The organism is Thermodesulfobacteriota bacterium, assembly GCA_035559815.1.
Classification (GTDB): domain Bacteria; phylum Desulfobacterota_D; class UBA1144; order Nemesobacterales; family CSP1-2; genus DATMAT01.
On the sequence record DATMAT010000023.1, the window covers coordinates 63,565 to 78,221 of the forward strand.

13 protein-coding genes are annotated in these 14,657 nt (G+C 45.6%); 4 read left to right on the plus strand and 9 right to left on the minus strand.

The window, feature by feature from the left end; genetic code table 11:
• Position 1: 1 nt before the first annotated feature.
• Positions 2–679, minus strand: a complete 678-nt coding sequence (locus VNN20_05880) for a PIG-L deacetylase family protein (protein ID HWP91708.1) — start codon at positions 677–679, stop codon at positions 2–4.
• 73 nt (positions 680–752) lie between these two features.
• Here VNN20_05880 and gatB point away from each other — a divergent pair, with 73 nt between their 5' ends.
• A complete protein-coding gene (gatB, locus tag VNN20_05885) occupies positions 753–2,189 on the plus strand; it encodes an Asp-tRNA(Asn)/Glu-tRNA(Gln) amidotransferase subunit GatB (GenBank protein ID HWP91709.1) in 1,437 nt (478 codons plus the stop codon).
• A 116-nt stretch (positions 2,190–2,305) separates the two neighbouring features.
• Here gatB and VNN20_05890 read toward each other — a convergent pair whose 3' ends face one another.
• A complete protein-coding gene (locus VNN20_05890; protein ID HWP91710.1) occupies positions 2,306–3,052 on the minus strand; it encodes a lysophospholipid acyltransferase family protein in 747 nt (248 codons plus the stop codon).
• Between the two features lie 130 nt (positions 3,053–3,182).
• A complete protein-coding gene (locus VNN20_05895; protein HWP91711.1) occupies positions 3,183–4,337 on the minus strand; it encodes an HD domain-containing phosphohydrolase in 1,155 nt (384 codons plus the stop codon).
• Positions 4,338–4,567: 230 nt separating this feature from the next.
• On the opposite strand from VNN20_05895, the gene carA reads away from it, so the two are divergent.
• Both carA and VNN20_05905 read left to right on the plus strand, forming a co-directional pair.
• Positions 4,568–5,695: a glutamine-hydrolyzing carbamoyl-phosphate synthase small subunit gene (gene carA / locus VNN20_05900; protein ID HWP91712.1), complete on the plus strand. Its 1,128-nt coding sequence runs from the start codon at positions 4,568–4,570 to the stop codon at positions 5,693–5,695.
• Positions 5,696–6,498: 803 nt separating this feature from the next.
• On the plus strand, positions 6,499–6,996 hold the full coding sequence (locus tag VNN20_05905; protein ID HWP91713.1) for a hypothetical protein: 498 nt from the start codon (positions 6,499–6,501) through the stop codon (positions 6,994–6,996).
• A gap of 173 nt (positions 6,997–7,169) precedes the next feature.
• Here VNN20_05905 and VNN20_05910 read toward each other — a convergent pair whose 3' ends face one another.
• The 6 genes from VNN20_05910 to VNN20_05935 form a co-directional block, all read right to left on the minus strand.
• A complete protein-coding gene (locus tag VNN20_05910) occupies positions 7,170–7,664 on the minus strand; it encodes a Mut7-C RNAse domain-containing protein (protein ID HWP91714.1) in 495 nt (164 codons plus the stop codon).
• A gap of 709 nt (positions 7,665–8,373) precedes the next feature.
• The gene (locus VNN20_05915) at positions 8,374–9,972 is read right to left on the minus strand and encodes an indolepyruvate oxidoreductase subunit beta family protein (GenBank protein ID HWP91715.1); all 1,599 of its coding nucleotides are present in this window, start codon (positions 9,970–9,972) and stop codon (positions 8,374–8,376) included.
• Positions 9,973–10,052: 80 nt separating this feature from the next.
• A complete protein-coding gene (locus tag VNN20_05920; protein ID HWP91716.1) occupies positions 10,053–12,188 on the minus strand; it encodes an indolepyruvate ferredoxin oxidoreductase subunit alpha in 2,136 nt (711 codons plus the stop codon).
• Between the two features lie 94 nt (positions 12,189–12,282).
• Entirely contained in the window at positions 12,283–12,699 is a 417-nt protein-coding gene (locus VNN20_05925) for a dual specificity protein phosphatase family protein (protein ID HWP91717.1), read from the minus strand.
• A gap of 208 nt (positions 12,700–12,907) precedes the next feature.
• A complete protein-coding gene (nfi, locus tag VNN20_05930; protein HWP91718.1) occupies positions 12,908–13,618 on the minus strand; it encodes a deoxyribonuclease V in 711 nt (236 codons plus the stop codon).
• Entirely contained in the window at positions 13,596–13,790 is a 195-nt protein-coding gene (locus VNN20_05935; GenBank protein HWP91719.1) for a hypothetical protein, read from the minus strand. Before VNN20_05935 ends, nfi begins: the two co-directional genes overlap by 23 nt.
• A 286-nt stretch (positions 13,791–14,076) precedes the next feature.
• On the opposite strand from VNN20_05935, the gene VNN20_05940 reads away from it, so the two are divergent.
• Positions 14,077–14,511 carry a secondary thiamine-phosphate synthase enzyme YjbQ gene (locus VNN20_05940; GenBank protein ID HWP91720.1) on the plus strand — a complete coding sequence of 145 codons (435 nt, stop codon included), beginning with the start codon at positions 14,077–14,079 and terminating at the stop codon, positions 14,509–14,511.
• Positions 14,512–14,657 lie beyond the last annotated feature (146 nt).

Sequence of the window (14,657 nt, forward strand, 5' to 3'; positions counted from 1 at the left end):
CTTAAAGGGCTCTCGAAGATAACTCTAAAAATACCTCTGCATATTTCATCTCGGTAACGCCGCTCGTATTATTGAATACGGCCCTATATCTATTCAATCCAAGGATGCCTTCACTGTAGTCTTTATACTCAAGCTGGCTTTTATGGGCATTGATGGCCGCCTTTTTCTTGTCGATATAATCGGAAATGTCTTCGACCCGGTCATATCTCTCAAATGGTGTCCAGACCTCATAGCACCACATTTTTTTCGGAATGAGGGATTGTTCCCTACCCATTTTATGCAGTACGTCTAGTAGGAGTTTCGATACGGTTTGATGGGTAGGGTGTTTGTCTATTGTCGGGTGTGTGGCGAATATCTCGGCTGGTTTGAAATAGCTAATAACCTCCTCTAGCTTTTCTCTCATCTCTTTTAGGTTGCCTGTGCTTTTTAGGTGAGGGAGGTTCCAAAAAAATAACTCGTTTATTCCAAGGATAAATGCCGCCTTCCTTGCTTCCATTCTTCTTATCGTTGCCACTTCGTCCTGGCTAAGGCCGGAGACACTGGTACTCCTCCGGCCATCCGTGACTACGCAGGAGATTATGTTAAATCCACGGGCGATTAACTTGCATACGGTACCACCCATTCCGATTTCCATATCGTCGGGATGAGGGGAAACTACCAGGATGTTTTCGTTACTCATCTATGGGCATCCTCCTTGACAACGTTACTCCGATTAATCACCATTAAATTTAACATACTGATGAGGTTAGAGAATGGAATACGAATCCGTGATTGGATTAGAGGTTCACGCTCAACTTTTGACCGAATCTAAAATATTTTGCTCTTGCTCCACAAAATTCGGGGCAAGACCAAACTCCCAGGTCTGTCCTATCTGTCTGGGGATGCCCGGGGTCCTGCCGGTATTGAACAGGAAAGCACTCGAATATGCCATTCGTGCTGCCCTGGCTACAAACTGTGAAATATCCTATAAATCCAGATTTGCCAGAAAAAATTATTTTTATCCCGATCTTCCCAAAGGGTATCAGATATCCCAATATGAGGAGCCACTTTCGACTAACGGTTGGCTGGAGATCGAATCAAACGGCTCAAAGAAAAAAGTGAGGATAAGGAGGATTCATCTGGAGGAAGATGCTGGAAAGCTCATTCATGAAAACTCAAGAGATAGGAGCTTTGTGGACTTGAATCGAGCGGGTGTACCTCTAATCGAGATTGTAAGCGAGCCGGACATTTCCAGCTCCGAAGAGGCGGTTTCATATCTCAAGAAACTCCGCTCCATCCTCATTTATATCGGGATTTGCGACGGCAATATGGAGGAGGGCAGCCTCCGGTGCGATGCCAATGTGTCCGTTCGCCCTAAAGGGACTAAGGAATTGGGCACCAAGACCGAGATTAAGAACGTCAATTCCTTCAAATTTGTCCAGAAGGCACTGGAATACGAACTGAGAAGGCAGATCTCTTTACTGGAGGGCGGAGAGAGGGTGAACCAGGAAACTAGGCTCTTCGATTCCGCACGCGGCGTCACGTTTTCCATGCGCTCAAAGGAGGAGGCCCATGACTATAGATATTTCCCCGACCCGGACCTGCTTCCGGTGCAGGTGGATGTTAAATTAACCGAGGAAATTAGAAATTCTCTTCCCGAGCTTCCCGATGCACGGCTTCGAAGATTCGTAGATGAATATAATATCCCCATTTATGATGCCGGCGTTCTCACCGCATCAAAGGATGTTGCCGATTATTTCGAGGAATGTTTGAGGTATTATAATAAACCAAAGACTGTAAGCAACTGGATAATGAATGAGGTCCTGAGAGAGCTAAAGGGCGAGGAAGAGGGAATAAAGGCCTTTCCAGTCTCGCCGGATAAACTTGCCGAGCTGCTTAAGTCGATAGACGATGGCACGGTAAGCGGAAAGATGGCAAAGGACGTTTTCGCCGAAATGGTCTCGACCAGAAAGGCTGCGGCGGAGATTATTGCAAAAAAAGGGGTCAAGCAGCTTAGCGACCATTCGGAGATCGAGAAGCTAGTCCATGACGTTATCGAGAAGAATCCGGAAGAGGTATCTAGATACCGGGCCGGGCAGGAGAAGCTGTTGGGCTTCTTTGTCGGAGAAATTATGAAGGCTACCGCGGGCAAGGCAAATCCCAAGCTGGTCAACGAGGTGCTGAGGAAGAAGCTATCTCAGTCGGAATGAAATTTAACTGCGTCAATTTTAAAATTATTTATTCTGAGATAAGAGTCGTAAGGAGAGTAAATCCATTAATAGAAATAATCGCTAACTTTTTGGATAACATCTTGCCCGTTTAAGGTTCATGCGGCTATTCTTTGTTTCCGGCAGGTGGTAATCTCTTCGTATAATTTCCTGATTTCGTTCATAATTTTGTCTCTAGCCCAGTTGATTTTCTGGTTCGAAGGGCATCTTTGATTTCCAAAGAAAAGTGGCTCGCCAAACTTAAGCCGTACTTTTGCCGGTTTTATAATCCTGCTCTTTCTGGGAAACGCTTCAAAGGTTCCCCTAATTGCCACCGGAATTACCGGATATCCGGTTGTAATTGCGATTAGTGCGACACCCGATTTCCCCTCTCCTATGCTTCCATCCCTGGACCTCTGACCCTCTGGGAATATGCCCACGAGCCTGCCCTGGTGGAGCAGCTTTATTGTCTTGAGCAGGGCTATACGGTCGTTCTCATTTCTCTTTATAGGGATGCAGTTTACGGTATCACACATCATTCTAAAAAGTCGGTTTGAATAATAGATATCCGCTGCCGCCAGAAATACCACCGGTCTTCGCCTGGTATAAGCAGAGGCAGCGTTTATGAGCGGACCGTCGAGGTGGGAGGAGTGATTGGCGGCTATGATCGCCGGGCCGGTTTCCGGAATATTGTGGGCATCTATAAATTCTGCACCAAGGTAACTCTTAAGGATAATATTAGTGAAGACACCTAGCCAATATCTTCCTTGAGTGGGCCTAACCTCTCCATGCGGATAGGCTCCCGGTCTCAGAATTTCGTTGCTTACATTAATTAACGTATCAGCAACTAAAGCCAGTCTGTTCATTCTTTGCTTTTATAGTATATGTTAGGTAATCGATTTCAACTATCCGGTAAGGGATCTTCGGAGGGAAATTATCGGGTATGAATGGCAAAAGGGGACGTAATCAAGACCTTTTGGTTTTCATACGGGGGGATTATGCCTTACTCAGTTTATATAATAATTTCTTAAGGTATTCAGACCCGGAAGTCTCGATGCGATTTCTTATGCCCATCCAATCTCGGTCTGGGAATTCAAGAAACGCCTCCACTACATACGGGTCAAACTGTGAGCCGGATGCCTCGGCTATCTTCATTATCGCCTTATTGAAAGGAATCGCCTGTCGATATATACGGTTGCTGGTCATGGCATCCAGGGCGTCTACCACTGAGAATATCCTTGCGCCAATCGGAATATTTTCTCCGGAAAGGCCATGTGGATATCCGTTTCCATCATATCGTTCATGATGATTAAGCACTATTTCCGCCGCTTCTTCGAGAAAATGAATTTTCTTGAGAAGTTTGTATCCAAATATCGGGTGTTTCTTCATTATCTCCCATTCTTCGTCGGTAAGCTCATCCGGCTTGAGAAGGATATTGTCGGGGACGCCGATCTTGCCGATATCGTGTAGAAGCGCTCCCTTTGCTATGTTGGACAAGTCTGAATCGGGTAGGCTCAGTCGTCTGGCCAGGGTGAGCGCATATTCGGTTACCCGGTACGAGTGATAACCGGTTTCGTGCTCCCTTAAATCTAGTGACAGCACCAGTGCTTCCAGGGTATCGGAGTATAGACTAACTAGCTCCTGTGTTTGCTCTATTACCTTTTTCTCTAAATTCTGTTGATAGTCTTTGTTCTCCTTTATTAATTTAGCTCTTTCAATGCCGCGCCTTATTACCGTCTCCACTTCCTGGACGTTAAATGGCTTAAATATATAATCATAAGCGCCCTCTTTGAGCGCCACCCTCACGTTTTCAATCTCCCTAGACGCTGAAACTATGATTATGGATATGTCGGGTGAGAGAGCCTTCAGTTTCTTGAGGGTCTCGATACCGTTTAACTTGGGCATTTGTACGTCTAAAAGCACTATGTCATAGTTGCTTTCCCCATTAATCCTATCGAGGCATTCCAACCCGTTCTCGGCTACCTCGCATCTGTATCCAAGTTCTTCTAAGGTTTCTCTAAACAAGTTCCTAATAGACTCATCGTCGTCTACTATTAGTATATTTCCCTTCTTCTCCACCTTGCTTACGGAAGTTCCTTCAAAACTATAGAGAGGCTTTTCTGAGTAGTTGTAGCTCTTTAGCTTATTCAATTTATTAGCCCCATCATAATACTAATTTCTCTTTATTTCAAGTAATAAATGATTTCCTACTCGCGAGTTTATCAAAGTAACAAGTTCTGTGCCATCAATTTACAAAATGTTTACGGAGGCTTACACACTTTAACACCCCTAATCGCTGCCAATTTTTGACGTTTTAGGACAATTCGTGTCAACCCGAATTTGACAACAAATGCAGTGAAGTGTATTTTCTCACTCGACCTATGAAGAAGGCCATCTTGGTTTTAGAGGACGGGACGATTTTTGAGGGTAGAGGATTTGGAGCGGAAGGTGAGGTTTTCGGTGAGGTGGTATTCAATACTTCTATTTCCGGCTATCAGGAAATACTCACCGACCCATCTTATAATGGCCAGATCGTGGTTATGACCTACCCGGAGATAGGGAATTACGGGGTTAACTCGGACGATGTAGAGTCGAAAAGGCCATTTGTCAGGGGTTTTATCGTGAAAGAATCCTGGGCTCTACCCAGTAACTGGCGCTCAGAAGAGGCTCTTTGGGAATATCTTGCCAGATACGGGATTATCGGGATGGAAGGAATCGATACGCGGGAGTTGACAAAGAGGATTCGCACGTATGGGGCACAGAGGGGTGTAATTTCCACGCTCGATTCTGACCCTCAAAGCTTACTCAGCAAGGTACGTACATCGCCGTCTATAGTGGGAATAGACCTGGTGACCGAGGTGAGTTGTGAAACGCCGTATAAATGGGAAATGGGAACCGACCAGTGGAGACCCATTTACGACCAAGAATCCACTGACCAAAGGCGGCTTAGGGTAATTGCTTACGACTTTGGTATAAAGCGCAATATTCTGAGAAGGCTAATTGATATGGGGTGCGAAGTCTGGGTTGTTCCTTCTCGAACACCTCCCCACGATGTGCTTTCTATGAACCCGGATGGAATAGTCTTATCAAACGGGCCCGGGGACCCTGCGGCGGTTTCTTACGCAATAGAGAGCACCAGGACGCTTATCGGTAAAAAACCTATTTTTGGAATATGCCTCGGACATCAAATCATCGGTTGGGCTTTGGGCGGAAAAACCTACAAGCTAAAGTTTGGCCACAGGGGCGCTAACCAGCCTGTCAAGAATCTGATTTCCGGTAAGGTCGAAATCACGTCGCAAAATCACGGGTTTGCAGTCGACCCCGATTCCCTCGGTAACGATGTAGAAATAACCCATATTAATCTCAACGACGACACCGTGGAGGGGTTAAGACACAAAAAGCATCCGCTTTTTTCTGTCCAGTATCATCCGGAAGCCTCGCCGGGACCCCACGACTCCGCTTATCTCTTTCATGATTTTATAAAGATGATGAAAGAAGCCGGGTCTTGAAATATGGCAAATCATCGGACTGAGTAACACACCACATCCCTACTGGACACCCCTCCTTCGGCCAGGCTCAGGACAGGTCTCTAGAGGGGATTGATCCGAGACAAGCCAGATCTGAAGAATGCGTCAATCCCCAAGATAATTCCAACTCAAGAGTCTGCCAAGCCTATATAAGTCCCCTCTTGAGAGGGGATTTAGGGGTGTGTAAATGGAAATTCCAAGAAAAGCTTTTGGAAAAGGGGACGTGTCCCCTTTTCTAGTCCCTAGGAAATTATCCTCTTTTCTTTCTCCAGGCAAGGAATGTAGGGAACGTAGATCTGCGTTCCCTACGAGCTAACTTAATGCCAAGGCTGGTGGTTTACTATGGGTTATTAAAGATATCAAGTCACAATTTCACACCAATGATATTCCCTTCATAGACTTAGGACTATAGTTTTAAGCTAGGTTCTCCAGCTAGACTTGTTTCGCCCGCATAATCGAGTCTTGACCTTGTGGGTCGGATGTGAGGGACTGAAAGCTCAGATGGGTGTTACTCCTATGCAAATAAAACACTACCTATCGCTTCCTTCACCAATGGCAAATCCTCCCGGAGAGGGGTTTTCTATCTTTACTCCACGGCTCTCAGAAGAATTTGGAATGAACCTTGCAACCCACCCACCTAGATAGCATAGACAACACACGATACAACCAAAGTTCACCCCCTTAGCGCATCAGGATTCTTGCGTCTCAGGGGAGTATTCAGCCCCCGCAATAAGTCCAGGCCAGACACACAAGCAGCACAAAAAAACAACTTAAGGAGGCATTCAATGAGAAGGTTTATAGCCATCACAGCTTTAGCTTTAGCAGTATCAGCGTTGGGAGGGGCAAAGGCGTGGAGCGAGCCCACCTTCTTCAAGTCGTTCGGCTCAGTGGGATTTACCGACACTCAGATAGCCAAGGTAAACGTAACTAACTTAAGCAGCATCCAAGCCCCGCCGGGCAAGACGTGTCAGGTGAGCGCGATATTCATGTACTCGGACGGCGCGATATTCTCGTCGGATGGGAGTCCGATTGGCCTCGGCGATGTATTCAATGGTTCCAGCGTGGACGTAGAGGCGGGAAAGACCGTTTCTTTTGACCTCAACTTGAACGGCATACTCAATGGCTCCACCCGCGCCCGGATAGTCCCGATGGTGCTTACGCTCGGCCCCTGCAGGAAGTCCCTGAGCCTAAGCCTTGAGGCGGTTGACAGCGCCAGCTCCAAGACCCAGTTTGTCCTTTCGCCAGGTGACCCGTATATCCCGGCTCAGCCGTTTCAACCCTAGCCCCATTTAATGAGTCTAGTATGTAACCCCCTGTCCTTTCTCCTCCCCCTTGAGGGGGAGGATTAAGGTGGGGGTGAAAACGGGGACCTGGGTTACAGAATCGAAAAAGGGGACGAAACCCTTTTTGGGTTACCAGTTATAAGTTGATGGTTTAGTGAACCGCGTCAGCAAAGCTATACGCTCTTACCATAGAAGTCTTCAATAAACTTTCTCAAGGACCTCTCAGCATTCTCTCTATGCGTGCCTGCCCAGTAGATTCTGTTACAGGTATTACAGCGCTTGAATTCGTCCTGGGTTTTCCAAACGTAAGGAGGGACTTTTTCGGTGAGTAACTCCTTTTTAACCTCTTCCAGTAAAGTATTACATCGAATACACCTGGTAAAGGCACTTTGCAGTGTCCTTAGTTCAAAGACTTGAAGGAACTCGATGAGTTGCTCGTCCAAATGGTCGCTCCAGATTAAGAGACATTCATTTACTCCTTTCCTCTTTGCTATCGACCTGTCCCTGGTAAGTATTACCCGACCTTCTATAAGGGCCCGCCGGGTCAGCCAATCGTCATCTATATCTTTATCGTATTCTACGTCTATACCGGCTAGCCTGAGCCACTTGGCCAATTTACCTAGCATCGAGTCGGCGATGAAACGGGTTTCAGTAGCCTTTCTATTCATCTAACTTTTAGTTTTTGGCTGGATGCAGAAGTAAAAACAACTAAGTTAATATATTAAATCAAACTTATCCAAAATAAGAGATTGCTTCGCAGGGATGTGAGGAGAGCAGTAATTCCTGGGGTGTCATTGCGAGGAATCCTTCGGCAGGCTCAGGATAAATTCCATGACCAAGCAAACCCTTGAAAAAAACGAGATTGCTTTGCTATCGCTCGCAATGACATGGAAGGTAGGCAGGGGTAAATTCCACGACCGAAGCAATCTGACTCAAAGGTCATTCTGGAGAGCGGAATCTAAAGAAAGATTTCTCATTTTACTCGGAATGACACCCGAAGGAAAAGCCTGTTTATTGTAGGGGTGAACCTTGTGTTCACCCGTTAAAGAACCAGGACAAATACAGGATTTGTCCCTATACGATTGCGTGATCAAAAGCATGGTATCGTAGAGACGCATAGTAATGCGTCTCTACATTAGCTATATTATCCGGGGAATAGAAAGGTTATGTGAACTTAGGACAGAACTTGCATGGCAGACATAAAGCAGACATAAAAAAGAGGGGAGCCTGATTTTAAAAGGCGTTCTTATCTATAAAGGCATTGTTTTACTAGTTTTAACCTCTGGTTTCTTATTATTTTGGCCAGCAGCGACCGGAAGTTAGAATTTAAAAACTGAGGGTACATTGGCATTGGTGACTTGAAGTTATTACTCATAATCAAGCAGCCTTTCCCGGTAAAACGTCGGCCGCCAGTTTTTCCGCCTTATCTATTCCATCAGTTGATGTTGAGATTAGCTTAAGCGATTCTTCCCCGACCTCCAGGGATAAATCGTAACCCTTCCTGTTGGCATGCTCAAATTCCACGAGCGGTGTAATTATGTTATCCAGGAACCTTCTCAAGGTTTCCATCGTCCTTCTCCTTACGTTTCCATACCCTTTTATCATCGCCCCGCTTTTGGCCACCAGGCATCCAATCTCATAATCCCTCTCCATGAATTTTTCTACGGCCGTTTTGTATTTTCGGATTAAGGAGTGCTCCTTTTGGTAACGATAAGAATAAGGCCTGATTGGTTTTAGTTTTGCCAGGAGCCAAAGTCTTGAATAACCGGTAAAGGAGGTAGTGACCGGCTTTTGGCCAAAGGTTATTTTCTTTCTGGCTGGCCAGAGCTTCTTGAAAAGACGGCTTTCGGTGAAGCGAATTATTGGGGACACTATGATATTGGGTAAAAGACCGTAGATTTCCTCGGCATCGGGTTTTAGGTAGTCTTCAACCCTAAATATTTGGTCTTCTCTCAATCTAATCTCTTCCTTTATTCGCTTAAACCTCTCCGGTTTAATTTTTAGCTCGGCTACTCGTATTCCATCTTCGTAGCTCATCCACAGGGCTAGGTTTTTGGCAAAGTGCTCGGTGATCCTGAATCCGCCTTTCATTTGTTTATCTAATTCGTAAACACTACTTAATTCATAGAGGTACTTTTCGGCATAGCCGAGGTTCTGGTAGTCAACCAGCCGGAAAAGCGCCTCAGCCAGAATTTCTCTCAGGCGGGGAGGATAATCCCTTTCTATTATGGCTATTAGTCGGAGGTATCCTTCTCTGATTTTGGGACCAAGTTTCTGGGCCCTTTCTTTCTTATACTCCTCCCATCTTCTCTGAAAATCTGACTTTGGCAGTAAATAGTTTCCGGTCTTGACGTGGTCCCAGCCCAGTCGGAAAGCCCTTAGATTATTTTTTACGGCGACATCCGTTTGCTCTATCGATTTTAGAAAGGTAGCTTCTCCCACCGGTAGCACGTCGGAGGCGGCTAACGCTCCCAGTAAGATTGCATTTATTCCCAGCTCATCCAGGCCGTTCTCCTTAGCCAATTCCAGTGCATTAAAGCCAATGAAAAGAGAAGAGAAATTGGTGGCCAGTTTTCTTAAGTTCTCATTCGAGTATATTCCGCTAGTAAGGGGCATCTTCTCCGAAGTGGAATAAACCCGGTGGGTGCTGGAAACGATGACCGTTTTATCCGAGCCATATCCCTGCTCCAGCACCCTTCCCAACTCTAAGAACTCTTGAGCGAGTATGATATCAACCTCTCCCGGTACGGGGTATTGAGAAAAGATAACCGGTTTATGGCTTGAATCGGTCTTGGCTATGGCCTCGAGATAATAAACTGTCGAGCCAGCACGCTGAGAAAGGCCGGGAAGACTTATACCCTGAACCTCGAACCCCTCTATGAGAAAGGCCTGGACCAGCCACTCGGTGAGTACTCCACCCCCTTGCCCGCCGACGGCAGGGATTAAAATTTTAAGCAACTCACTTTTTCTTTCCATATTCGATTATTGTATCCAAAAAGATATGCCAATGCAGATTAGCGATTAATTACTCGGAGTTTACATCTCGGAGTCAAAAATTAAGTTGACCAACCATTTCCGGTGATTAGATGAAGGAAGAATCGGTTTATCTTGGCTCCTATCCTGTCAAAAAGGGAAGGATTGTTTATTATCTTCACATTGTAGAATGAAGGACATAGCACGGCGGCATGGGCAATTTCTCCACACAAACCGCAACCGACGCAGGATTGTTCGATGTGAGCGATGGGGTCGTCTCTGAGAATAGTGGGGCTTTCTTTCAAAGTGAGAGAGGGACAGCCGTTATATCTCATACAAGAATGGTCCCCGGTGCATACCTCCGGGTCCACACCCAGCCTTGCCTGTACCACTCGTCTTCCCGACTCCAATCTTTTTTTCACTATTACTTTTTCTTTTCTACCTTTTTCCAGTTGGCACTCCCCACGGGAGATTATTACCCTTAGCCCTTTGTCGATTGCATAGGCTTCGCGAAGCGCATCCATCGATTCCCCGAGGTCGTACGGATTAACCCTTTTAATCCATCTGACTCCCGCTCCTCTGAGTGCCTTTTCGATGTCCATCATGACCCCTTCTTGCCTCATGTTTTTTCCGGAAGCGGGGTTCTCGTGATGACCGGTCATGGACGTCCAGAAGTTCTCCAATATTATCAGTATGGCGTTCTGGTTGTTGTAAACCGCATTTGAAATGCTGGTGGTAAGCCCGCTGTGCCAGAAAGTGCCGTCGCCCATGAACGAGATTACTCTCTTGTTTGCCATCCTGGAAAGGGCCCCTGCCGATGCCAGCCCGATTCCCATTCCGGTAATCGAGTTGCTGAGGTCAAACGGCGGAAGCCCGCTCATGGAATAGCAGCCGATATCGGATGCGTAGTAAGATTTACCGTAGTCCTCTTCCAATATTTTAATCGCCGTAAAAATAGGTCTTTCCGGGCAGCCGGTACAAAATACCGGATTTCTCTTTATGACTGGTTCCTTCAGAAGGTTCGCCGCCTTTTCTTTGTGCTTTTCTATGTATTCGCTCTTCTCTCGTATTTTTTCTTTTTCATAACCGGGAGAGGTGTTTTTAAGGAGGAAACTGCCGATGCCCTTTATTATACTATCTGGAGTGTATTCTCCGGCGGGAGGAAGAACGTCTTTGCCAAAAATTTCCCCATCAAACTTTGCTCTCTGAGCAATTGCCCTTATCGCTTCTTCGATTAGATTAGGCATTCCCTCTTCTACAATCAGGACGGCCTTTTTCCCTTGGAGAAAGTTTGCTATTTCTTCTGGAACAAGTGGATGTGTTACATTGAGGTTAAGAATGGGAATTCCGCTTTCACCGTAGATGTTGGCTTCACCCAGTATATATAGGCATCTCATCAGAGAGTTAAATATCATCCCGTGGGTTATTATTCCCAGGTTGCGGTCATCTCCATTTATGGTTTCGTTTAGTTTTCTTTCCAAGATAAATTTTCTTGCCGCGGGTATCCTTTCCTCAAACTTTTTTCTGGATTGTTCAAGCGTAAATGGAGGAATAGGGATTTTTTCTATGTCAGTAATTAAATTCCTCAAGGGATTGTTCATGCTTATTTTTGGCTCCGCGTTATCTTTACAGGTTATCTTGCTCCGTATATGTGCAATTCTGGTAGATAAAAGGAACATAACCGGCATGTTCGAGTATTCAGAAAGCTCGAAGCCCGCTTCTACCATATTTGCTAGGTGTTGTAGGTCTCCTCTTGGGTCGATTACCCCCATAGTAGATTTGAGAGCGAAGGGAAACGCCCTCTCGGCGACTAATGTGCTGTCACAGCCGTAATCCTCACCCACCACTACCATGGCCCCGCCGGTGACTCCAGATGAGCAGATATGGGATAAAGCATCCGACGCCACATTGGTTCCTACTATCTTCCAATTAACTGCTCCACGGATCGGGTAGCTGATGGAAGCGGAGAGAAGTGCCGCCGCCGCTGCTTCATTTCCGGAGCAATCGAAGTAGACTCCTTTGTCTTTTAGTATGGAATCGTAGGCATCGGATATGACATCGATTAGGCCAGCGGTGGGAGAACCAGGATAACCACCTAGGTAGCTGACACCCGATTGAAGAAAGGCCTTTAATATTACCAGAGGAGTATCACCGTATAGTATTTTCCCTTTACCGTAGTTTAACTGTTGCAGTATTTCTCCTGAGTAACCACCACCCATATCTCCTCCGGAAAATGACGGGTTAGAAACTAATCTACCAGAAAACGACCAGGGATACTAGATAAGATTCAGGCGTGGTTTGTATCGTATATTGTTAAATTCGCTGGTCTTCTTGGGTTAGCGTGTAGAAATATTCTCTCAAGGATTCTACCTGTTCCTGATTTACCATGTAGGTAGGTCTTCTTTCTCTTACCAGTTCCAGTGCTTTATCCGGGTCCGTGCCGAGGTAATGAATTAAGTAACTGGCAATCATGAGGTTCGTCCTGCCCATGCCGGCATAGCAATGTACAGCTATGCCTTTACCTTCCCGGATCTTTGAATCGACGAATTCTACAAATTGGTCGAAGTCCTGAAGCCGGGGGGCTTTGAAATCACTTATAGGGATGTGCTTTACCTCAAATCCACTATATTCCCAGTAATCTTCTTCAAGATTTATTATCACCTCAATCTTATTTTTCTTGAGAAATTCCAAATCCTCCTCAAGCTTGCGGAATAAACCCGGTCTTTCCATTCCGGCAAGCCTCCCTTCTATGATCCACGAAAATCTCTCGGGCATGGGTATCAGTGTTTATGCCATTAACTTACCTGTTCAGTTATCTGGCAAATAAAATAAACCATGGCATCTAGGTAATTGTCTATACTCTATGTTTAAATAATAACCCTTAATTCAGTTTTTCGGTTGTTTTAGTAATGATAATGACAATGGAACCCGGCTTACATCATTTGTAAGTACTTTTTAGCAGGGCAACAAAGATGTCTGCCTGTCTAGTGGGTTCGGGAATTCTATAACCCCTGGTACAGGCTAGTGTAATCCTTACTGCGGTTCTCAAATCTATTTTATTCCCAATGGAAACGAAGACCGGCTTTGTCCCCTTTTTAGTTCTTAGCACGGCACCGATGTTGCTCCCGTCACTCGATATCAACGGAGTCCATACCCCTTGGGTCTCACCCGGTTCTTTATACCTTCCATAGAGCTTTTCTTTGGCCACTCCGATGGTCGGTATATCCAATAGGATCCCGACATGGCTGGCAATCCCCAGTCCTCGCGGATGGGCTATGCCCTGACCGTCGATCATGAGCAGGTCCGGTTTACTTCTTAGATTTTTAAAGGCCTCAATTATTGCCGGTCCTTCCCGGAAGGCCAGGAGTCCAGGGATATAGGGAAACTGTTCTTTTGCTACCGCGGAAACACGCTCGACCTCTTCAAGCCCGGGATAAGAGAAGACTATAATTCCACACACCAGCTTTTCCGCACCGGACAAGGGGGCTAAGTCTATACCGGCTATCGTTCTTATCTCTTTAAACTGATTATGAGTGATTACCCTTTTTTGAAGCTCCCTCTGTATGGCCTCGGCTTCTTGACGAGAGGGAGGGGTTTTGTAATCCAGGTAATTTGGTATTTTCCTTTCAGTGGAGTTTATAGATTTCATTTATGATTCTTTTGAACCTGGGTGCATAAATTATTTCAAAGGCTACTTCCTTACCGGGAAAAAGTCTCAAGGCAAAGTCCTTTACTTTCATAAAATGTTCCATAGCTTCTTCCCTGGTCATCTTTCCCTGAGAGATGAGAGACATAGTAAGGTCGACCATTAACCTCAGCATTCGTATCTTCTTGTTCTCTTCAGCTATTTCTTGTGGGGTCGGTTTTAAGTTTGTCATAGTTGGATAAGTATATATGGTACGGAAATAGTAGTCCAAATATAAACCATAATTCTAGCCTTGAAGACTGACCGCACTGCTTTTAGAGCAGGATCTGTGTTGAACCAATTTGCAAGCCTAGCCCTCTTTGGTAAACTTCAAAAACAGGACGATTCCGCAGTCGTTACTGAGAGAAGTTAAGAATGAGGATTTCCTTAATTATGTTATAAGGCAAGTTGATACCTAAGTAATGAATTGGCTTCAAAGAGAAATTAATATATCCCCGAAACCACGCGGGTTTCATCTCATAACCAGCGAAATCACAAGACAAATACCGGAAATTTCCGAGTTTACCGTGGGAATAGCCCACATCTTCATTTGCCATACCTCTGCTTCACTGACCATAAACGAGAATGCATCCCCGGATGTGCGTTTAGACTTTGAAAGCCATTTTAACAAAATGGTCCCGGAAAACGCACCTTATTATGAGCACAGGCTTGAAGGACCCGATGATATGCCCGCACACATTAAGTCGTCACTACTGGGAAGCTCTATTACCGTGCCTGTCTTCAGAGGAAGGTTTAAAATGGGGACATGGCAGGGAATCTATCTCTGCGAGCATCGTAACTATGGCGGGTCGCGAAAACTGATTGTGACCATACACGGAGAGAGAAGGGCCAGGTAAGTTTTGGGTTTACTACCCAACGGCTCGGGGTGAGCGGGTTAAAGAATCCTTCGGAAACCCGGTTAATCAGCTATCCCTAATAATATTTGGCCAAGGATTCATGATTGGATTATGGCCATTTTGTATTTTCCTTGAACTAAGCGACT